The sequence below is a fragment of the Bradyrhizobium sediminis genome, from assembly GCF_018736085.1.
Lineage (GTDB): Bacteria > Pseudomonadota > Alphaproteobacteria > Rhizobiales > Xanthobacteraceae > Bradyrhizobium > Bradyrhizobium sediminis.
In genome coordinates this window covers 5,348,130-5,368,206 of sequence record NZ_CP076134.1, presented here as the reverse complement: position 1 = coordinate 5,368,206, position 20,077 = coordinate 5,348,130, and the positions used below count along the sequence as shown (strand labels likewise).

Sequence of the window (20,077 nt, the reverse complement as noted above, 5' to 3'; positions counted from 1 at the left end):
CATTGCGTTGTCATAGTCGGCCATGGCGATTGATTCATCAAAATTCTTCGACTCCATTCGCATCAAGCCCAACAAGCTGAGCGCGAAGCAGCAGGCGGCTGCGCGCGAGGCTTCCGCGATGTGCGAATGGCCGGAGTGCAAGAACAAGGGGCCGCACCGCGCGCCCAAGGGCCGGGCCAACGACAAGGAGTACTGGCACTTCTGTCTCAACCACGTCCGCGAATACAACCAGTCCTACAACTTCTTCCAGGGCATGAATCCGGATGCGGTCGCGCGCTACCAGAAGGATGCGCTGACCGGCCATCGTCCGACCTGGAAGATGGGCGCCAACACCAGCGCCAAGAAGGGCAAGGGCGGCGCCGAGGCCGACCTCGAAGGCGCGTCCGATCCGTTCAGCATGTTCAGCGAGCTCAACGGCCGCGGCCGCTGGCGGCCGGGCCCGGGCGGCGCCGCCGGCGAGACCAAAGTCGAGACCCGGAAGATATTCAACGCCGAGCGCAAGGCGCTGCAGGTGATGGGGCTCGGCGCCGATGCGACGCTGGAGACCGTCAAGGCGAAGTACAAGGCGCTGGTGAAACAGCACCATCCCGACGCCAACGGCGGCGACCGCTCCACCGAGGATCGCCTGATCGAAATCATCAAGGCGTATAATTATCTCAAGACGGTGGTGCGCGCCGCGAGCTGACGCCGCAATTCCTCATCCAGAGGCGGCCGTAAGGCCGCGTCTCGAAGGATCGGCCGCGAGCCTCGTGGTTCTCCCGGCGATGCGAAGCATCGTCCGAGGAGGAGCGACGTCGTCAAAGCTGCATCAATCCGGCATCGGGCCGATATAGGCCGAACTCGGCCGTATCAGCCGACCCACCCTCTGCTGCTCTCGTGCATGCGCCGTCCATCCCGCGGCGCGCGCTACCGCAAAGACCGGCGTAAAGGCCTGCCGGGGAATCGACAGCGCGTCGAGCAGGATCGCGGTGAAGAACTCCACATTGGTGTCGAGCGGCCGGTCCGGATTTTTCCGGCGCAACGCCGCGCGGATATAGGCCTCGACTTCCCCCGCAAACGGCAGGTCGGCGCCGCTGCCGGCGAGCCGCTCGATCGCGCCCTTCAGCACGTCTGCGCGCGGATCGCGCACGCGATAGATGCGGTGACCGAACCCCATCAGCCGTTCGCCGCGTGTGAGCGCGTCGTCGACCCACGGCTTGATGCGCTCGCTGCTGCCGATGGCATCCAGCATTTCCAGCACCGGCTCCGGTGCGCCGCCGTGGAGCGGGCCCGTCAGCGCGCAATATCCCGCCGTCACGGCCGCGAACAAGTCGGCCTGCGTCGAGGCCACGACGCGTGTCGTGAAGGTCGAGGCATTCATGCCGTGATCGCACACCGTCACGAAATAGGCGTCGAGCGCCGCCGCCTCGCGCGCGTCGGGTTTGCGGTTGAGCATCATCGACAGCGTGTCGGCGGCATGGCTGGCGTCCGGATCGGGCGCGACAGGGTCGCAACCCTTCGCTCGCTGCACCAGCGCGCTGGCGATCACCGGAAACGCGCCAACGATCGTCGCCTCATGCGGCAATCCGTTTTCGGCGCGCAATCCGGCGATGGCGGCGCGGAAACCATCGACGATCGACAGGCCGCGCGTGATCCCGAGCAAGTCCGGAAGCCTGGCAAAGGCGCGTTGGCGGGCCGCGCCCAAAGCGGCGCGCACCGTCGCCTCGCTGACCGGCTGGCCGGTTCCACCGCTCCACAACCGTGCGGTCACGCCCTCGAACCCGGTCTTGCGCACGAGGTCGCCAACGTGTTCGCCGGCAATGATCAATTCGCCACGCTGGCCATCGACATGGCTGAGCACGGTTTCGGCGGCGGGAATGCCGTCCAGCCCGATCGGGGTCTTGGAAAGCTGGATATTCATGGGCCGATCTCCTTGGTCTGAGGTTTCAAAGGTCGGCCCTCTCGACAGATTGATCAATCTTGATTATGTAAATCAATATGAAAAAATCGACGGCGCTTTACCTCTCGGCCCGCGAGGCGGCGGCTGAACTCGCGATCTCGCCGGCCACGCTCTACGCCTATGTCAGCCGCGGCCTGGTCCGCTCCGAGCCTTCATCGGATTCGCGCAGCCATCGCTACCGGGCGGAGGATATTCGCGGGCTCAAGGAGCGCCGGACACCGTCGCCGGAGCCGCGCGGCCTCAGGAATTTCGACGCCGATCTGCCGGTGATGGATTCGTCGATTGCGACCATTACCGAGGACGGCCCGATCTACCGCGGGGTGAACTGCATCGATCTTGCGGAAAAGGACACGCTCGAGCATGCCGCAACGCTGCTGTGGGACGTGACCGGCGTCGATCCCTTCGCTTCGGACAATTGTCCGCATGTATCGGCCGAAATGCGCGCCATTGCCGATGCCGCGCGGCACGCCGCGCCGATCGATCGGACGGTCGCCGTGCTGGCGCTGGCGGCAAGCGCCGACCCCAGGGCTTTTACCCGCGCCGCCGACGGGCGCGCCATGGTTGGCGGCCGCATTCTGCGGCTGGTGATCGCGACCATGTTGAACGGGGCATCTTCGGCAAAGCCGCTTCATCTCCAGATCGCCAAGGCGTGGGCGCCGGATCACAAGCACGCCGCCGATCTGGTCCGCCGTGCGCTGGTGCTGCTTGCAGAACATGAGCTGAATGCCTCGGCCTTTACCGTGCGCTGCGCGGCATCCACCGGCCTGAACCTTTACGATGCCGTCATCGCCGGCCTGGTGGCGTTGAAGGGCCCGAAACATGGTGGTGCGGGAGTTCGGGCGGCGCAATTTCTGAAGATGCTGGTCGATCGCGATGTCGCGCCCATTATCCGCGAGCGCGTCGCGCTCGGCGAGCGCTTTGCCGGCTTCGGTCATGGGGTCTACAAACTCGGCGATCCGCGCGCGCATGCTTTGCTGGAGGCCCTGCACCGCGCGGGCGCGGCGGAAAAGCTCACCCGGGAAATTCCGGACCGCATCGCCGAAGCCACCGGCGAATTCGTCAATATCGACTACGCGCTCGCGGTGCTGGTGCATACGCTGGGCCTGCCGCCCGGCAACGAACTGGTGCTGTTTGCGATGGCGCGCACCGTCGGCTGGATTGCGCATGCGAGCGAACAATTGCAGCATGGCGGGCTGATCCGCCCGCGCGCGCGTTACATCGGTCCGGCGCCGGGCCGCAGTCCGGCCTCCACCAGGTCGTGAAGGATGCGGCCGGCTGAAAACTTACCGAAAATCGCTTCGAATTTTTTCTGCGGTCGGCTCGATGATGGTCCGGGCCTCTCTGCGGCGGACGATCCACGCGGCCAGCGCGACGACGAGGGTGCCGCCGACGACCGTCAGCATCCAGTAATGCTTGCCGACCCCGGTATGGTGCGGAATTCCGCGCAGTCCGGGTCGGCCGCAGCCCCAGCATAACTCACGGGAGCGCTGGAAAGTGCCGTCAAATCTCGCGGTTTTCGGCCGGCCGGCCAATCAGCGGCAGAAAGTACGGCGTGATTCGCAGGGCAGCCTTTCAAAAACCGGGGTCAGTACCTATCTTGATGATAACACAATGGAACTTTGATCGAGCCGCGGGCTTCTGCCGGCCGTTGCTCTCTGATAGGTTCCGCGGAGCCCCCATCTGCAGCCATAAAGCAAATCTGGTTTCGGGAGCGTCCGAGACCTCGGAGGATTGATGACGACCGCCGCTATGACCAAAGTGCACGAGCCCGCCGGTATGCCCGACATGAAGGTGTCGGTCCGGCAGGTTTTCGGTATCGACAGCGACCTTGAGGTGCCTGCTTATTCCGAGGTCGATCCGCACGTGCCGGACGTCGATTCGGATTACCGCTTCGACCGCGCCACCACGCTCGCCATTCTCGCCGGCTTCGCCAAGAACCGCCGCGTCATGGTCACCGGCTATCACGGCACCGGCAAGTCGACCCATATCGAGCAGGTCGCGGCACGGCTGAATTGGCCGTGCGTGCGCGTCAATCTCGACAGCCACATCAGCCGTATCGATCTGGTCGGCAAGGATTCCATCGTCGTGCGCGACGGCAAGCAGGTCACCGAATTCCGCGACGGCATTCTGCCCTGGGCGCTGCAGCACAATATCGCGCTGGTGTTCGACGAATACGACGCCGGCCGCCCCGACGTGATGTTCGTGATCCAGCGCGTGCTGGAAGTTTCCGGCCGCCTGACGCTGCTCGACCAGAACAAGGTGATCAAGCCGCATCCGGCGTTCCGGCTGTTCTCGACGGCCAACACAGTCGGCCTCGGCGATACCTCCGGCCTCTATCACGGCACTCAGCAGATCAACCAGGGTCAGATGGACCGCTGGTCGATCGTCACCACGCTGAACTATCTGGCGCATGACGAGGAAGTCGAGATCGTGCTCGCCAAGGCGCATCACTACCGCAACCCGGAAGGCCGCGACATCGTCAACAAGATGGTGCGGCTTGCCGACCTCACCCGCAACGCCTTCGCCAACGGCGATCTGTCGACGGTGATGAGCCCGCGCACGGTGATCACCTGGGCGGAGAACGCCGAGATTTTCGGCGATATCGGCTTTGCGTTCCGCGTCACCTTCCTCAACAAGTGCGACGAACTGGAGCGGCCGCTGGTCGCCGAATTCTATCAGCGCTGCTTCAACGCGGAGCTGGCGGAATCCGCGGTGAACGTGGCGCTTTCGTAGTTGTCGTCCCGGCGAACGCCGGGACCCATACTCCGTGTAGTCTCGGTAGAGTGACGGTGCTGGATATCGGGCGAACAATTACCGCCGGTGGTTATGGGGCCCTGCTTTCGCAGGGACGGCAGGCGACGGGACAAGAATGACAACGTCCAACCAGAAGTTCCGAACCGGATCGAAGGAAGCGCCGACCGAGCCGTTCAAGCGCGCGGTGACGTCCTGCCTGCGCGCGATCGCGAAGGCGCCGGAGCTGGAAGTGACGTTCGCCGCCGAGCGCCCGGGCCTCGCGCCCGGCAAGGCCCGGCTGCCCGAGCCGGCACGCAAGATGACCAAACGCGACGCCGCCATCGTCCGCGGCCACGCCGATTCGATCGCGCTGAAACTCGCCTGTCACGATCCCAAGGTGCATCGCAAGCTGATGCCGGGAAATCCGCAGGCGCGCGGCGTGTTCGAGGCGGTCGAGCAGGCGCGGGTCGAGGCGATCGGCGCGCGGCGGATGGCGGGGGTCGCCAGGAATCTCACCGCGATGCTCGACGACCATTTCCATCGCGGCAAGTTCGACGAGATCACCGACCGCGCCGACGCGCCGCTGTCGGACGCGCTGGCGATGCTGGTGCGCGAACGCCTGACCGGGTTGGCGCCGCCCGCGGCAGCAAAGAAGATGGTCGACCTGTGGCGGCCGGTGCTGGAAGACAAGATCGGCGCGCGGCTCGATCAGCTGAACCGCGTCACGGAAGACCAGGCCAGGTTCGGCGACGTCGTGCATGACCTGTTGTCTGCGCTCGACCTCGGCGACGACCGTAACGCCGATGCCGACGAGGACGAGAACCAGGACGAAAACCGCGACGGCGAGAACGACCAGTCCGGCGCGGAAGGTTCGCCCGACTCTGACGCGGCGCAGGAAATGAGCGCCGACCAGGCGCAGGCCTCCACCGACGAGATGTCGGAAAGCGCGATGGAAAGCGCCCAGGCTTCCACGTCAGACACCTTCGACGACGGCGAACTCGGCGACGACGAGACGCCGGGCGAGGCGACGCGGCCGAATTCGAAAGGCGCCAACGAACCGCGCGGGCCGGAATATCACGCTTTCGCGCCGAAATTCGACGAGGTGATCGCCGCCGAAGACCTCTGCGATCATGACGAGCTGGAGCGGCTGCGCAGCTATCTCGACAAGCAGCTTGCGCATCTGCAAGGCATCGTGGCGCGGCTCGCCAACCGGCTGCAGCGCCGGCTGATGGCGCAGCAGAACCGTGCCTGGGAGTTCGATCTTGAAGAGGGTATTCTCGATCCCGCACGGCTGTCGCGCGTGGTGACCGATCCCTATCACCCGCTGTCGTTCATGCATGAGAAGGAAGCGACCTTCCGCGACACCGTGGTGACGCTGCTCCTGGACAATTCCGGCTCGATGCGCGGCCGCCCGATCACGGTGGCGGCGACCTGTGCCGATATTCTGGCGCGCACGCTGGAGCGCTGCGGCGTCAAGGTGGAAATCCTGGGCTTCACCACACGGGCCTGGAAGGGCGGGCAGTCGCGCGAGGCCTGGCTTGCCGCCGGCAAGCCGGCCAATCCCGGTCGGCTGAACGACCTGCGCCACATCATCTACAAATCCGCCGACGCGCCGTGGCGCCGCGCGCGGAAAAATCTCGGGCTGATGATGCGCGAGGGTCTCCTGAAGGAAAACATTGACGGCGAGGCGCTGGACTGGGCGCACAAGCGGTTATTGGGCCGCTCCGAGCAGCGCAAGATCCTGATGATGATTTCCGACGGCGCGCCGGTTGACGACTCCACGCTGTCGGTCAATCCCGGCAACTACCTGGAGCGCCATCTGCGCCACATCATCGAGGAAATCGAGACCCGCTCGCCGGTCGAACTGATCGCGATCGGCATCGGCCACGACGTCACCCGCTATTATCGCCGCGCGGTCACCATCGTCGACGCCGAGGAACTTGGCGGCGCCATCACCGAAAAGCTCGCCGAGCTGTTCAGCGAGACCCATGGCGCTGCGCCTTCCACGTCTGGCTCACGGCGCCGACTGCATTCGTAACGGCATGTTCGGGCATCCCAGCCGCCGCCGCTTCCTGAAGTTGACGGCGGCGGGGCTTTCGGCCTCCGCGATCCCCGCCCGCGCTTACGCGCGAGAGCCGGTGGCGCCGGACGAGTTCACGGTCGCCGCCCCGGTCTCGATCGAGGTCAATGCCCGGCCGATCCCGTCCTTCGACACCCGCGACCGCGCGCGCGCTCGCTTCGGGTCGCTGGAATATCGCAGCGGACTGATTCTCACCTCGCGGTTTCGCGGCTTCGGCGGGCTGTCGGGATTTCGTCTCGATCCGAGGGGCGAGCGCTTCATTGCCGTCAGCGACAAGGGCAGCTGGTTCACCGGCCGCATCGTCTATCAGGGCCGCGAGATGACCGGGCTCGACGACGTCGAGGCAGCCCCCTTGCTGGGGCCTGACGGCAGGCCGATCACCGCGCGCGGCTGGTTCGATACCGAGGCGCTCGCACTCGACGGCTCCCAGGTCTATGTCGGCCTCGAACGCGTCAACCGGATCCTGCGTTATGATTTCAGCAAGGGCTTTACGCGTTCGCGCGGCGAGGAGGTGCCGTTGCCGCCGGCGGCGCGCAAGCTGCCCTACAACAGGGGGCTGGAAGCACTTGTCATGGTGCCGAGGGGCCTGGCCCTGGCAGGCACGCTGATCGCGATCTCCGAGCGTGGGCTCGATTCGGAAGGCAATATCGTCGCCTTCCTGATCGGCGGCAAGACACCGGGGCAGTTCGGCATTCGCCGCAGCCAGAATTTCGACGTCAGCGACGCGGTGCTGCTGGCTTCGGGCGACCTCCTGGTGCTGGAGCGGAAGTTTTCCTGGCTCGCCGGCGTCGCCATCCGGATTCGGCGCGTGCCGCTGAAATCGGTGGCTCCGGGCGCGGTGGTCGACGGCCCCCTGATCTTCGATGTGGATCTGGGCCACGAGGTCGACAACATGGAAGCCATCGACGCCCACGTCACGCCGGAGGGCGACACCGTGCTGACGCTGGTGTCCGACGACAATTTTTCGATGATCCAGCGCAACCTGATGCTGCAGTTCACCCTGATGGATTGAGGTCGCCGGGACGACGTTTGAGCAGCAGCCCGCGGAAAGTTCGGCGATCCCGGGAGTTGGTAATCGCCGCCGCGGCCCTTAGAGTATTCCAACAGCCGATCCCTCCCATCCTCCGGATAATCAGCATGAGCGCCCTGTTTTCCCCGATCACCCTGCGCGGCCTTGCGCTTCCCAACCGCATCATGGTGGCGCCGATGTGCCAGTATTCGGCTGTGAACGGCGAGGCCAATGACTGGCACTTCACCCACATCAACAGTCTGGCGCTGTCGGGGGCGGCGATGTTCTGCATCGAGGCGACCGCGGTGGAGGCGATCGGCCGCATCACCCCGGGCTGCCTCGGCCTGTGGAACGACGCCACCGAGGCGGCGCTGAGGCCGATCCTGGCCTCGGTGCGCAAACATTCGAAGACCGCGGTCGCGATGCAGCTCGCCCATGCCGGCCGCAAGGCGTCGAGCCACACGCCGTGGGACGGCGGCCAGCTGATCCCCGTTTCCGAGGGCGGCTGGCAGGCCGAGGGTCCCTCCGCGGTGCCGCACAAGGAAACCGAGACGCCGCCGCGGGCGTTCGATGCGGCGGGGCTGAAGCGCGTGCGCGAGGCTTTCGTCGCTTCGGCGAAGCGCGCCGAGCGGCTCGGCATCGACGCGCTGGAAGTGCATTGCGCCCACGGCTATCTCCTGCACCAGTTCCTGTCGCCGATCGCCAACCAGCGCAGCGACGAATATGGCGGCTCCCTGCAAAACCGGATGCGCTTTCCGCTCGAAGTGTTCGAGGCGGTGCGCGCGGCATTTCCGGCGACCAAGCCGGTCGGCCTGCGGGTCTCGGCGACCGACTGGGTCGAGGGCGGCTGGGACCTGCCGCAGACCATCGAATTTGCGCTTGAGCTGAAAAAGCGCGGCCTCGACTGGATCGACGTCTCCTCCGGCGGCGTGTCGCCGTTGCAGAAGATCCCGCTCGGCCCCGGTTACCAGGTGCCGCTGGCGCAGGCGGTGAAGGAAGCAACCTCCCTCACCACCATCGCGGTCGGGCTGATCACCGAAGCCAGGCAGGCCGAGGACATCGTCGCCTCCGGCAAGGCCGACATGGTCGCGCTCGCCCGCGGCATGCTCTACGACCCGCGCTGGGGCTGGCACGCCGCCGCCGAACTCGGCGCCGAGGTCGCAGCACCCCCGCAATACTGGCGCTCGCAGCCCTCGACGCAAAAAGCGCTGTTCGGCGCCACCACCTTCGGCACGCGGTAACCTGTCATTGCGAGCCAACGGGTCGCGCGAACGCGCGCCCGATGACAGGCTCCGCGAAGCAATCCATCTCGCCGCGTAAAGAAAGAATGGATTGCTTCGTCGCTTCGCTCCTCGCAATGACGAGAAGGACTGCCCAATTCTGCTGTATTCGCGACAGCCATTGAGACGGGGCGCTCAACTCTTCTTCGCCATCTCCGCGATCGCGTGGATCGCCGCGATGTAGCCGTAAGGCCCAAGGCCGCAGATCACCGCGGTCGCGGCCGACGAGATTTTGGAATGGCGGTGCAGTTCGTCGCGGGCGTGGATGTTGGAGATGTGCACCTCCAGCACCGGCCCCTCGAACGCCTTGATGGCGTCGATGATGGCGATCGAGGTGAAGGAATAGGCGGCCGGATTGATGATGATGGCGTCGGCGTCCTGCCGCGCCGACTGGATCAGGTCGACCAGCACGCCTTCATGGTTGGACTGGTGAAACGACAGCGCAAGCCCCAGCCGCGCCGCGTGCTGCTCGCAGTTCTCCCTGATCTGCGCCAGCGTGGTGGTGCCGTAGATATGCGGCTCCCGCACCCCCAGCAGATTGAGGTTGGGACCGTTCAGGATCATCAGTCGTTTCATGGGGTGTCCTTTGTGAGACCATGGGCTTCATGGTTCGAGACGCGCGGCGTTGCCGCGCTCCTCACCATGAGACCGTCATTCCGGGGCGACGCGAAGCGTCGAACCTGGAATCTCGAGATTCCGGGTCTGGTGCTAACGCACCATCCCGGAATGACGGCGAATGGTGCCTAATCCCGCCCCCCCGCCCTCACGCCGCCCGCACGCTGTCGAGGAATTTCTCGACTTCGGATTTGAGGTGGGTGGAGACTTCGGCGAGTTCCTGCGCCGATTTAAGCATCTGGCCCGAGGTGGTTTCGGTTTCGATCGCGCCCCTGGCGACCCGCTCGATGTTGTCGGCGACATCGAGGGTGCCGCCGGCGGCGGCCTCGACGCCCTGCGCGATGCTCTGCGTCGCGGTGCCCTGCTGCTCGACCGCCGACGAGATCGAGGTCGAGATCCCGCTGATGCGCTCGATGGTCTGCCCGATCGCCTTGATCGCATTGACCGACTCTTCGGTGGCGCGCTGCATGTTGACGATGTGCGACGAGATCTCGTCGGTCGCCTTCGCGGTCTGGCCGGCCAGCGTCTTGACCTCCTGCGCCACCACGGCGAATCCGCGCCCGGCGTCGCCGGCGCGCGCGGCCTCGATGGTGGCGTTGAGCGCCAGGAGGTTGGTCTGTTCGGCGATCGAGGTGATCAGCTTGACCACGTCGCCGATGCGGTCGCCCGCCGCCGACAGTTCCGCCATCCGCTCGTCGGTGGCATTGGCCTGCTTGACCGCGTCGGTGGCGACCCCGTTCGATTCCTGCACCCTTCGGCTGATCTCGACGATCGACTGCGACAGCTCGCTGGAGGCGGCCGCGGCGGAGCGGACGTGCTCGGAGGCGGCCCGCGAGGCTTCGGCGGACCGGCCCGACATCTCCGCGGTCGAATGCGCCGTCATCGACAGCAGTTTGGCGTCCTTTTCGAATTGCCCCGAGGAATTCAGCACCCGCTCGATGATGCCGCCGATGTTGCTGCGGAAGTCGTCGACGAACCGGTTCATGTCGGCCTTGCGCTGCTCCGTCGCCTGCTTTTCGGCCTCGACGCGCTCGCGCTCAAGCTGGTGGCGCTCCATCCGGTTGTTCTTGAACACGCCGATGGTGCGGGCGATCGCGCCGATCTCGTCGTGGCGGTCGGCGTGATGCACTTCGACGTCGGTGCGTCCCTGGGCGAGCGCAGTCAGCGATTCCGTCACCGCCCGCAGCGGCCGGGTGACGCCGCGGATCATCATCATCGTCAGGGCGAGTACCAGCAGGGCGGCGAACGCGCCGGCGATGCCCATCGCCCACAGCGCCTGCGACAGCATGCCGTCGAGCTGGGCGGTGGGAATGCCGACGAAGACCAGGCCGATCACCTTGCCGGCGTCGCCGAACACCGGCTGGTAGGCCGTGAAGAAACGCCGGCCGAACAGGATCGCTGGGCCCTTATAGGCCTCGCCGCGGCGGACCACCGGCTGCGCCGGATGATCGGCCGCAAGCTGGGTGCCGACGGCGCGGTCGCCGTTTTCCTTCTTCAGATTGGTGGTGCGGCGAATGAACTGCTTCGAGGCATCGTCGTAGACGAACAGGGTGGCGACGCCGCCGACATAGGAAACCGAGCGGTCGACGATCTTGTGGTCGGAAAATTCCGGCATCTTCGGAATGTCGACGCGATCGACGATGCCTTGCTTCAGCGCAATCTTCGCATTGGCGAAGCTTTCGCCGAAGGCGAGACTGAGGGTGCGCAGGTTGACGTCGATGTCGTTCAGGGCGCGGTTGTCGAAGTCGCGGCTCAGCGACCAGTAGCCGGCGCCCGCCACCAGCGCGGTATTCACCGCGATCAGCAGCGCCGCGCTGAGCACGGCCTTCGGCCCGAGGTTCATGCGTAGAAAAGCGAAACTGCCTGCCTTGAGTCCAAACGCCATCGGGCTCTCCAAAGTACGACTTTGATCGCAAAAGCGCATTTTTAAGCATTTCCTTTACGATTGGCTTAATGAAAGCCCGCCGCGCGGAATTTGGCGGGGTGCGCGGAGGCTTGCAGAGCCATCACCGCGAGCAAGGCTGCGTTCGCTGTTCCCAGAGGTTGCCGGCGATGTCCCTCAACGTCGTCCCTGCGAACGTTGGGGCGACGCGGAGTGTTTGGCGGGCACAATGCGCCAAACAACCAGTCGTCATCCCCCGCGGCATCGTCATTGCGAGCGAAGCGAAGCAATCCAGCTTGCGGCAAGAAAGAAAGCTGGATTGCTCACATGGGGAATGTGTGTGTCAAGGATGAGCAGTCACCTTTTTGTTCGACTGCGGCCACCTTTCCGTCCCGACCGTGGGCTGTGCAGGATGACGCGCGCAGATCAAGTCAAGGCCGGCCCGTTAGGGCCGCCGCGCAGCGGCTTGGCCTTGAGTTGAGCGAGCACGTCATCATGCTTGGTGCGTCGGGCACGACAGGAGCTCCTGGTGTTGGCGGTTCCGTCAGGGCATCTGCAATCCTCGCAGTTACGATCCAGGGTTCGAGCCGGTTCGGCGATCTGGGTTGCTTGCCAGATCAAACTCACATTCGGTCGTCGCTTGATGCGACTGCACCAGGATTCCGCTTGCGGCGGGCAGGCTCGAGAGGACGAGACCATTCTTCGTTGCGGCGTTTGAAGCCATGCAATCCATCGGTTCGTCCACCCGGATCTTCCGAGGCTGATCGGGCCTCGGCAGATGGGTTATGGTTGTTTCGTTGCGTCCGGGGCTTGCTGTTGGGCTCGGTTCTGGATCAGGCGGCGGGCTTCATCACGGCCTCCTCGAGGATGACGCCCTGGGTGACATACTTCCACAACGCCACGAGAAGCTTGCGCGCCAGCGCCACGATCGCGCGCTTGCGGCCTTGCGGGCTTCGCTCCTTGAACCAGCGCGTCAGGGCCGACTGCGGCTGGTGACGTACCCACAGCCAGGCGAGCTGGATCATCGTGGTCCGCAGCCTGGGATTGCCGGCCTTCGACACGCCTTGCTCGTGTCGGATGCGTCCGCTTTGCCAGGGCGTTGCCGCAAGGCCCGCATAGGCGGCGACCTGGCGGCGGTTGGCGAACTGCCGATAGAACGCCTCCGACCAGAGCACGGCGGCGAAGTTGGCGCCCACTCCCTTCAAGGCGAGCAGCATCGTGACCGGGTCCGGCGCGGCCTTCTCGCTTGCAGGCATTCTCGCCGCCGCCAGCAGGGCTTCCTGCGCGGCCTCGACCGACTTGATCTGGTCCAGAAGCAGCTCGATCCGATCGAGCTCGCGGCCGATCTGAGCCTTCAGATGCGACGGCAGCTCCCGTCCATCTCCGGTGCGCAACGCTTCAAGCCGCGCCCGCCGGTCGCGCCGCAGCGGTCCGTAGTCGGATATCCCCTGCGCGAACAGAAGCCCCTTGATCCGGTTCACATGCGTGACGCGCTCCTCGATCAATGTCCGCCGTTCGCGGCAGAGCCTCCGGCGATCCTCCTCCTCGGGCGAGGGCGCAACCACCATCGCGCAGACCCGCGGCTCGCCGCGCTTGTAGGCCAGAAGCGCCCGCAGCAGCGTCTCGCCGTCGAGCCTGTCCGTCTTGGCCCGCCTGCGCCGCCGCGGCGTCGCGATCGAAGCGGGATCGACCACGTGGCTCTCGATCCCCTCCTGTTGCAGAACGCGGTGGAGCCAGAACCCATCCAGCCCGGCCTCCTGGATCGTGATGATCGGATAGCTTTGGCCGGTCCGGACCTCCGCCTTGCGCTTGAGCTCCGCAAACAGCGCCAAAAGCTCGGCCACATGGCCAGCTGCGACGCTGCGCTTGGACATCTTTTCGCCTTTGCCCGGCGACAGCGACGTCACCAGCCAATTCGAACGGCTCAGTTCCAACGACACAAAAATTGCGCCAATATGCGTGCGGATAGCGGTCGGTTCGTCGGAAGGATGATCGAGCAACATCGTCGTCTCCAGGTTGAGTGGTTTCAGCAACCTCAGTCTGGCTCCAGACCCGGCCGCTATCCACTCCCCATGGAATCTTCGTCACTTTGCTCCTCGCAATGACGGAAAACACACCGTCGCGATCTCGCGGCGGATTTCGCCCGAGCTTTGCTCTGATTTCCTTGCCCTCCATTCAGAAGGCGCAGGGAGGGCAGACCGTGCGGTGTCGCTTTCACCTCGCCCCGCAAGCGGGAGAGGTAAGAACGCCGTTACCCCATCTACGCCTTCAATCCGTCACCCGCCCTCATCCTCCGCGTCATCCGCCGGCCCGGCGGGCGGCTCCGGCGGCATCGGGAATGTCTGATACTTCGCGGGGATATTCACCGGTCTGTAGCGCGGATCGCTCGCAATCTTCTCCACCGCGGACTGGTGCAGGAAGGCGTCTTCCGGGATCAGGCGCGGCTCGCAGTCCGGGATGTAGTAGCCGAACTCCGACTTGCGCTCCGGCCATTCCTTGTACTTGTCCTTCTTCGGGAAGTACTCGATGCTGCGCCAGGCCGCGGTCATCGAATTGTGCGGGTCGGCCATGAAGTCGGGTTTGACATAGCTGAACGGGCTGCCCTTGCGCTGCCGGCCCCAGCCGAGCTGGTTGACGGTGCGCCGGTCGACCCGGAGGCCGCTTTTCACCGCCTCCTCGATCATCCACAGCAGCGGGTATTTCGACAGCCCGCTCTGGATTTCCGGATAGCCGCCGCCGATATCGGCGTGCACGCCGGCGAACCAGACCTGCAAAGAGTCCTGCGGACTTTCGTTGTTGGTCTTCGAGAAGCGGTTTGGCATGAAGATGGTGTTTTGCCACGGCTGCAGCCGGAACAGCCGGCGCTTCTCGTCGATCGACATCGCCTGGCGGAAGATCTCGATGCTCGGATTGCGATGCACGAAGGCCAGCACCTGCAGGCTCGGCCAATAGAGCCGGTCCGGCCGCGGCACGATCACGCTCGCCACGGTGTCCCAGACCCCGACGAATTTGACGGTCGGCCATCGCACGCTGAGGATGCGCGCATATTGCGCCGCCTGGTCGTACCTGGAGGCGGGGCCGGGGCCGGCGGCGGCGCCGTCGGTGAACTGCCTGGGATCGAGCCCGCCGTCCGGCCTATCGCTGGAGAACTGCTTGTAGGCGGTCAGCCCGCTTCCGGCGAGATTGGTTTGCGGCTTCGAGATCAGCCCGATTTTGTGGATCAGCCCCGCCAGCACCCGCACGGTGTAGGCGCCGCGGGAAAAGCCGAACAGATAGATCGCGTCGCCTTCCTCGTAATTGTCGACGATGAATTCGTAGGAATTGAGCACGTTGTCGTCGAGCCCGTAGCCGGTGGCGAGCCCGAACACCGCCGATACGTCCTGCCGCCACTTCTTCCACGGATTGGGCCGCGCCAGCGTGCCGACGCCGGGATCGTAGAACACCATCTGCCGCGGCGTGGTCTTTTCGGTCTTGCGCAGGGTCCGGTACAGCTTGAGCACATTGGAAATGTTCTCGGAGATCTCGTTGCCGGTGCCGTCGCAGCAGATGACGATGTTCTTCATGGATGCGCCCCTATGCTACCTCAGCGGGTATGGCGGAAATTGGGGGATTTGGCCTATTGTGCGCTGTCGAATCGATCTTCATCATCTACTTTACCAATTAAGACCGCAATTTCTGTAGTTTTCCGAAGGTTCAGATGCTTGCAAAAGCTTCCACAGGCGTACCTACTACCTTAGGTATAACGGCGTAGACCCAGAAACAGTCTCAAGCAATTGGCCCTATGAACTCTCCAGATACCGTACTGGACAAGGACGACCCAGGCGACGATGTCGCGCTGCGATTCAACTATCAACATTGCTATGCCGCAATAAATGCGATCCGCCTAGTAACCGACGAATTGAATATCGCAGAAGTAATATGTGAGAATCACGAAGACATTCTCGTCAAGCGCCCTATCGGTAAGTTTATTGGATCACAAATAAAGACTCGTGCGCTCAAGTTGCCGCCCTTTAAATCGAGCGACGCGCAAATCAGCTCTGCCCTCACCAAGTTCTGTGTTTTGGACGCGCGGTTTCCTGGTTCATTCGATGCATTCGACTTCACGACCAATCATGGCTTCTGGAAGGAGGCGGACTCCTCCAATAACCTGCAGTGGATACTCGATGAAGTACGGGAGAGAGGTGGGATCAAAGGGCTTCGCAACACCAATCCTGTCCGCCAGTTCGTTGAAAAAATCGCTACGGACGCCGGTCTCAAGTCAAGCGAAGTTGCGGCAACCTTGCAAAAGACTTCTTTGCGGGGCCATGAGTCCGACATCGCTAGCATCCGCGGACATGTACGGGACGCACTATCCGAGTGTCCTGGCGTAAACGACCTTCCCTATTTTATCGTAGTCCAAATTGCAGACACGATAATTGCCCTGACAAGGGATGCGTCGATGAAAACGCTCAAGGGACCCATAGCCGATCTCTATGCGCCTGGAACCGATCTTGCGAAGGCAATCGACGATCAGCAACTTTCAGGAAAACGAATTTCAAAGGCCGAGGTCCTTGCCGTAATCAACCAATTCAAGAAAAACAGCACGTCCTACCAAGATCTCGACCTTACAAACCTTATTACACCGTCTGATGTGCCATCCGATCTTGTTCGAGCAGTCCGAAAGCTAGCGAGAGGCGGCGTCGAAACAGCGCGTGTGACCAACATCGAAGATCTCGTGCGGTCTTTCGAAGCCCTGTTTCTTCAGTGGTCCAGAAAGTACGGTGTAGAGGAAGCTACAAGGCGCTACAATAATGTCCTCGGCGTAGTTCAATTCGAAACGACGGAAGCACAGGTGTTCGCCGCGAAAGCTGGGGAGCCTTACGGCTCCACAATGTATGCCGATCTCGTCGATCGATTGCATGCAAGATTGAAGCAAGATGCCGAGCAACTGTACAGATGTCGACCCGAACATCTTCTCGGAGCGGCCGGCCTACTGACGCAACAATGCAAAACATGGTGGTCATCTAAATTTGACGTTTCAGAGGAGGCCAAATGAGCTTGGACCTCGTAGAAATCGTCACCTCGCTCGACCGAGACGAACATGTCCACCTCGCGCGTATTTTGGTCCTGATGAGAGCGTTCTCTCGTGCAGACGCCCCTGCGATCGAGGGGATAACGAAATTGGCAAAGCTCGACTTCCTCTTGAGATACCCCTCCTGCCTTGAGAAGGCGCTGGCGGCACGTGGTGTCCCGATCAAGAGCATTCCTGTCGATGACTTCGAGCGCCTGACCATCGAAGCAAGAATGATACGATATCGGTATGGACCATGGGATCATCGCTATCGGCGCTTCCTAAACATTCTCGTTGCCCGCCGACTGATAACAGTACGAACCGACGGTCGAACTATTCAGATCGAGCTTACGGGACCTGGTAGTGCTCTAGCCGACAAACTTGCGACATCAGAAGGATTCGCTCGCGTTTTCCAGCGCGCTATTCTCCTTAGAAAACATTTGGATCTGAAGGCGCGCACATTGATGGAGTTTATTTATGAGCAATTCCCAGAACTGACATCCCTAGAATTCAACGAAGGGATAGAGTTCACTGGAGCAACGCAATGAGGCTCTTACTAGACACATTGGTTTTGCTTTGCAGGCAGAGCGAAGAACGGATCCAGTTCTCTCCTCGCCTCTCATTTTTCCACGGTGAGATGTCTACCGGAAAGTCCACCATCGCGGAGTTGCTTGATTACTGCCTTGGTGGTGGCTTGCAGAAGACGCCGGCGGTCCAAAGCGAACTTGTGGGTGTACAGCTTCAAGCTGTCACGGGCGACGTCAGTCTATTGATCGAAAGAAATCCTAGTACGAGTTCGTCGGTCGAGCTTACGTGGGAAGGAGATGGCGAAGTCGGTCGCGAAAACCTCCCCATCGCGGCGGGCGAACGGCCGGCCGTCGGCGATGACATCTACAACTACAGCGATTTCCTGCTGCGCCATCTGGGGTCTCCATTACTCAAGGTTAGAAAGCGCAAAGGCGATCCGGACTCAGCGCTGCAGCGGCTCAGCTTTCGTGACTTCTACAAATTCTGCTACCTCGACCAACCAGATCTTGACTCAAGTTTCTTTCTACTCGAGCAGCCGATCCGTATGGAAAAATCGAAGGACGTACTTCGCTATGTTCTCGGTTTTCACAGCGATCGTCTAAATGAGCTGCAAAACGATCTCTCGGAAGTGAGGCAAACGCAGCGCACAATGCGGGAAACCGCAAAGCAGTTAGACGAATTTCTTCAGAGATACGGATTCAACTCTAAAGACCAAATTGGGTTTGAGATTGATCGGTTAAATGACGAGGAGGAAGCGCTGGAAGTCGAGATTGAGGATCAGGGCAAAGTTGGCCTCCCAGCTTCGACGGTCGCCGAAGAAGACCAGCTCCTGGTCAATGGCCTAACAGTGGCAATCGCTTCGAAGACTGACGCAGTGTCAGAGATTGGCCAACGCCTAAACGAACAGGAATCACTCATAGCGGAATTTATTGCTATGAAGTTCAAGCTTGTCCGCTCGTCGACCGCGTCTGAGCTTCTCAAGGGCGCCGAATTTCAAGCGTGCCCTGCCTGTGGCACAGAGGTCGCACCAAAGTCTGATGGGGTGCATTGCGTTCTGTGCAGATCCGACCTCGATACGGCGCCCGGTGGATTTGAGGGTGGTAGTGCTGTGATGGAAAGGGATTTGTCTGATCGAATCGACGATCTCAAGCGGTCTGTTCAAAGGCTCAAGCGGTCACACGAAAAGCGGCGCACGGAGCTAGGGGAGCTCACGAAGGCCAGGACTGAGGCGCAGACACGAGTGGATTCCGCCCGCAAGCAGGTCGAGTCTGAGTACATGAGGCGCGCGCGGAAGCTCGAAGCGCGGCGCGGTGCGATTAAAGAGCGCAGAAGCCTGCTCATGCGCATCAGGGGGATGCCAGGCGAGGTCGAAGCGAAGCTGCTAGAGGCAGATCAGCTCTCAGCGAAGATTGCTGAACTCGAGCGCGATATTCAAACCGAACAAAGCCGATTTGAAGAAGGGCGGTCGAATGTCCGCGCGTTAGAACGGAATTTCCATCTATTGCTCAGAGCTATCCACTTCCCGGAAATTAAGGAAGACGACAAGGTGTTTCTTAATCAGCGGACTTGGTTCCCGTATATTCATCCCAAGGGAAATGAAGCGCTGGCTTGGACCTTTAGCGACGCGGGCAGCGGCGGAAAGATGGTGCTGTTCAAGATTTGTTTTGCGCTCGCGCTACATCTGACCGCAGCGCAACGAGACTTGCCGATTCCTCGGATACTTGTGGTCGACTCGCCGATGAAAAACATAACGCCGGATATTAATCCGGAGATATTCCAACACTTTTATCGGGAGCTCTACCGTCTATTGCAAAGCGATCTTAAGGCGTGGCAGTGCATTGTCATTGACCAAACCTATTTTGAGCCGCCGGAGGATTTCGCAGATCATGCACAGCGTCTACTGACCAAGAGTGACCCTCAACATCCACCGCTCATCAGCTATTACCACGGTCATTAACGGCCGCCGCGAAGACTCTCAAAACCCTAGATCAGGCTTTCGCCTGCGCCCGCTCCGCTCGCCTTCGCCACCGGCGCGGCCGCGATTTTCTTTTCGATCGCGCGCTTCAAGAGCAGCGCCTTCGGCGACAGCTCGTCGGCCTTGGCCTTGATCAGGAAGGCGCCGAGGCCGCTTGAAGAGGCGGGACGCTACTTTGCATGGGGTTGTTTTTGCATTTTTTTGTCCAGGCCCTACCCGCACCGTCAAAGGGGCCTATGCCGGTCCCGGGACAGATGGCTGTCTGTGCGTCGAGCAATCCGATCTGCTTCGGCAAAGCTGGGTTGCGGAGCCTGTCATCGGGCGCGCATTCGCGCGATCCGTTGGCTCGTGATGACGGTCTCAAACTTTCCGCTTTCGGTCAGGCTGTGAGGGCGGTCAAAACAAAAACAGCCGGGTCTTTCGACCCGGCCATTCAAAACTCTCAACCGCTAAATCAGCTTCGCCGAAAGCTCAGCTCGCCTTCGCCACCGGCGCGGCGGCGATCTTCTTTTCGATCGCGCGCTTCAGGAGCAGCGCCTTCGGCGACAGCTCGTCGGCCTTGGCCTTGATCAGGAAGGCGTCGAGGCCGCCGCGGTGATCGACTGATTTCAGCGCGTTGGTCGAGACCCTCAAGCGCACGTTGCGGCCGAGCGCGTCCGACATGAAGGTGACGTTGCACAGGTTCGGCAGGAACCGGCGCTTGGTCTTGATGTTGGAGTGGCTCACCTTGTGGCCCACCAGCGGGCCCTTGGCCGTCAGTTCACAGCGCCGCGACATAGCGAAAATCCTCTTCCATCCCCGACCCATCCGAAAGCCCTTCGAGGGCCCGGCGCGGGGGTTCAAATTCACGTCCATTTCAGGAACCGCGGACGTATAGGGGGTGAGCAGCGGGGCGTCAAGGTTTTGCGGCCCGAAAGATCGGCCCAAATGGGCCGGCAGATGGGCCGGAAAGCCCTGTTCCGAAAGGCGGTTCGGCCCGTTTCAGC

15 protein-coding genes are annotated in these 20,077 nt (G+C 62.5%); 9 read left to right on the top strand and 6 right to left on the bottom strand.

Annotated elements, in window-relative coordinates; translation table 11 throughout:
* The first annotated feature begins 22 nt into the window (after window positions 1–22).
* Window positions 23–685, top strand: coding sequence for a J domain-containing protein (locus KMZ29_RS25695; RefSeq protein WP_215621785.1), 663 nt, complete (start codon window positions 23–25; stop codon window positions 683–685).
* Window positions 686–808: 123 nt separating this feature from the next.
* Here the strand turns inward: KMZ29_RS25695 and KMZ29_RS25690 are convergent, their stop codons facing one another.
* A complete protein-coding gene (locus tag KMZ29_RS25690; RefSeq protein ID WP_215621784.1) occupies window positions 809–1,900 on the bottom strand; it encodes a citrate synthase/methylcitrate synthase in 1,092 nt (363 codons plus the stop codon).
* Window positions 1,901–1,977: 77 nt separating this feature from the next.
* On the opposite strand from KMZ29_RS25690, the gene KMZ29_RS25685 reads away from it, so the two are divergent.
* The 5 genes from KMZ29_RS25685 (at window position 1,978) to KMZ29_RS25665 (ending at window position 9,002) form a co-directional block, all read left to right on the top strand.
* Complete coding sequence (locus KMZ29_RS25685; RefSeq protein ID WP_215621783.1) at window positions 1,978–3,201, top strand: citrate synthase family protein; 1,224 nt, start codon at window positions 1,978–1,980, stop codon at window positions 3,199–3,201.
* A 472-nt stretch (window positions 3,202–3,673) separates the two neighbouring features.
* Entirely contained in the window at window positions 3,674–4,672 is a 999-nt protein-coding gene (gene cobS / locus KMZ29_RS25680) for a cobaltochelatase subunit CobS (RefSeq protein WP_369810052.1), read from the top strand.
* A gap of 136 nt (window positions 4,673–4,808) precedes the next feature.
* Window positions 4,809–6,710, top strand: a complete 1,902-nt coding sequence (gene cobT / locus KMZ29_RS25675; RefSeq protein ID WP_215621782.1) for a cobaltochelatase subunit CobT — start codon at window positions 4,809–4,811, stop codon at window positions 6,708–6,710.
* Window positions 6,711–6,714: 4 nt separating this feature from the next.
* The gene (locus KMZ29_RS25670; RefSeq protein WP_215624415.1) at window positions 6,715–7,764 is read left to right on the top strand and encodes an esterase-like activity of phytase family protein; all 1,050 of its coding nucleotides are present in this window, start codon (window positions 6,715–6,717) and stop codon (window positions 7,762–7,764) included.
* A 125-nt stretch (window positions 7,765–7,889) separates the two neighbouring features.
* A complete protein-coding gene (locus tag KMZ29_RS25665) occupies window positions 7,890–9,002 on the top strand; it encodes an NADH:flavin oxidoreductase/NADH oxidase (protein WP_215621781.1) in 1,113 nt (370 codons plus the stop codon).
* A gap of 174 nt (window positions 9,003–9,176) precedes the next feature.
* On the opposite strand, the gene aroQ is transcribed toward KMZ29_RS25665, so the two are convergent.
* From aroQ to KMZ29_RS25645, 4 genes are all read right to left on the bottom strand, one after another.
* Entirely contained in the window at window positions 9,177–9,617 is a 441-nt protein-coding gene (aroQ, locus tag KMZ29_RS25660) for a type II 3-dehydroquinate dehydratase (RefSeq protein WP_215621780.1), read from the bottom strand.
* Window positions 9,618–9,804: 187 nt separating this feature from the next.
* Window positions 9,805–11,541: a methyl-accepting chemotaxis protein gene (locus KMZ29_RS25655; RefSeq protein ID WP_215621779.1), complete on the bottom strand. Its 1,737-nt coding sequence runs from the start codon at window positions 11,539–11,541 to the stop codon at window positions 9,805–9,807.
* An 830-nt stretch (window positions 11,542–12,371) separates the two neighbouring features.
* Complete coding sequence (locus tag KMZ29_RS25650) at window positions 12,372–13,541, bottom strand: IS110 family RNA-guided transposase (RefSeq protein WP_215620307.1); 1,170 nt, start codon at window positions 13,539–13,541, stop codon at window positions 12,372–12,374.
* Between the two features lie 273 nt (window positions 13,542–13,814).
* On the bottom strand, window positions 13,815–15,101 hold the full coding sequence (locus tag KMZ29_RS25645) for a T6SS phospholipase effector Tle1-like catalytic domain-containing protein (RefSeq protein WP_215621778.1): 1,287 nt from the start codon (window positions 15,099–15,101) through the stop codon (window positions 13,815–13,817).
* A gap of 218 nt (window positions 15,102–15,319) precedes the next feature.
* Here KMZ29_RS25645 and KMZ29_RS25640 point away from each other — a divergent pair, with 218 nt between their 5' ends.
* The 3 genes from KMZ29_RS25640 to KMZ29_RS25630 are packed head-to-tail and all read left to right on the top strand — an operon-like array spanning window position 15,320 to window position 19,073.
* Window positions 15,320–16,573 (top strand): dsDNA nuclease domain-containing protein, encoded by a 1,254-nt coding sequence (locus KMZ29_RS25640; RefSeq protein ID WP_215621777.1) that lies wholly within the window; start codon window positions 15,320–15,322, stop codon window positions 16,571–16,573.
* Window positions 16,570–17,136, top strand: a complete 567-nt coding sequence (locus KMZ29_RS25635; protein ID WP_215621776.1) for a hypothetical protein — start codon at window positions 16,570–16,572, stop codon at window positions 17,134–17,136. The genes KMZ29_RS25640 and KMZ29_RS25635 overlap by 4 nt, the downstream gene beginning before the upstream one ends.
* Window positions 17,133–19,073: an ATP-binding protein gene (locus tag KMZ29_RS25630; RefSeq protein WP_215621775.1), complete on the top strand. Its 1,941-nt coding sequence runs from the start codon at window positions 17,133–17,135 to the stop codon at window positions 19,071–19,073. Before KMZ29_RS25635 ends, KMZ29_RS25630 begins: the two co-directional genes overlap by 4 nt.
* A gap of 489 nt (window positions 19,074–19,562) precedes the next feature.
* On the opposite strand, the gene rpmB is transcribed toward KMZ29_RS25630, so the two are convergent.
* On the bottom strand, window positions 19,563–19,868 hold the full coding sequence (gene rpmB / locus KMZ29_RS25625) for a 50S ribosomal protein L28 (protein WP_215621774.1): 306 nt from the start codon (window positions 19,866–19,868) through the stop codon (window positions 19,563–19,565).
* Window positions 19,869–20,077: the final 209 nt, after the last annotated feature.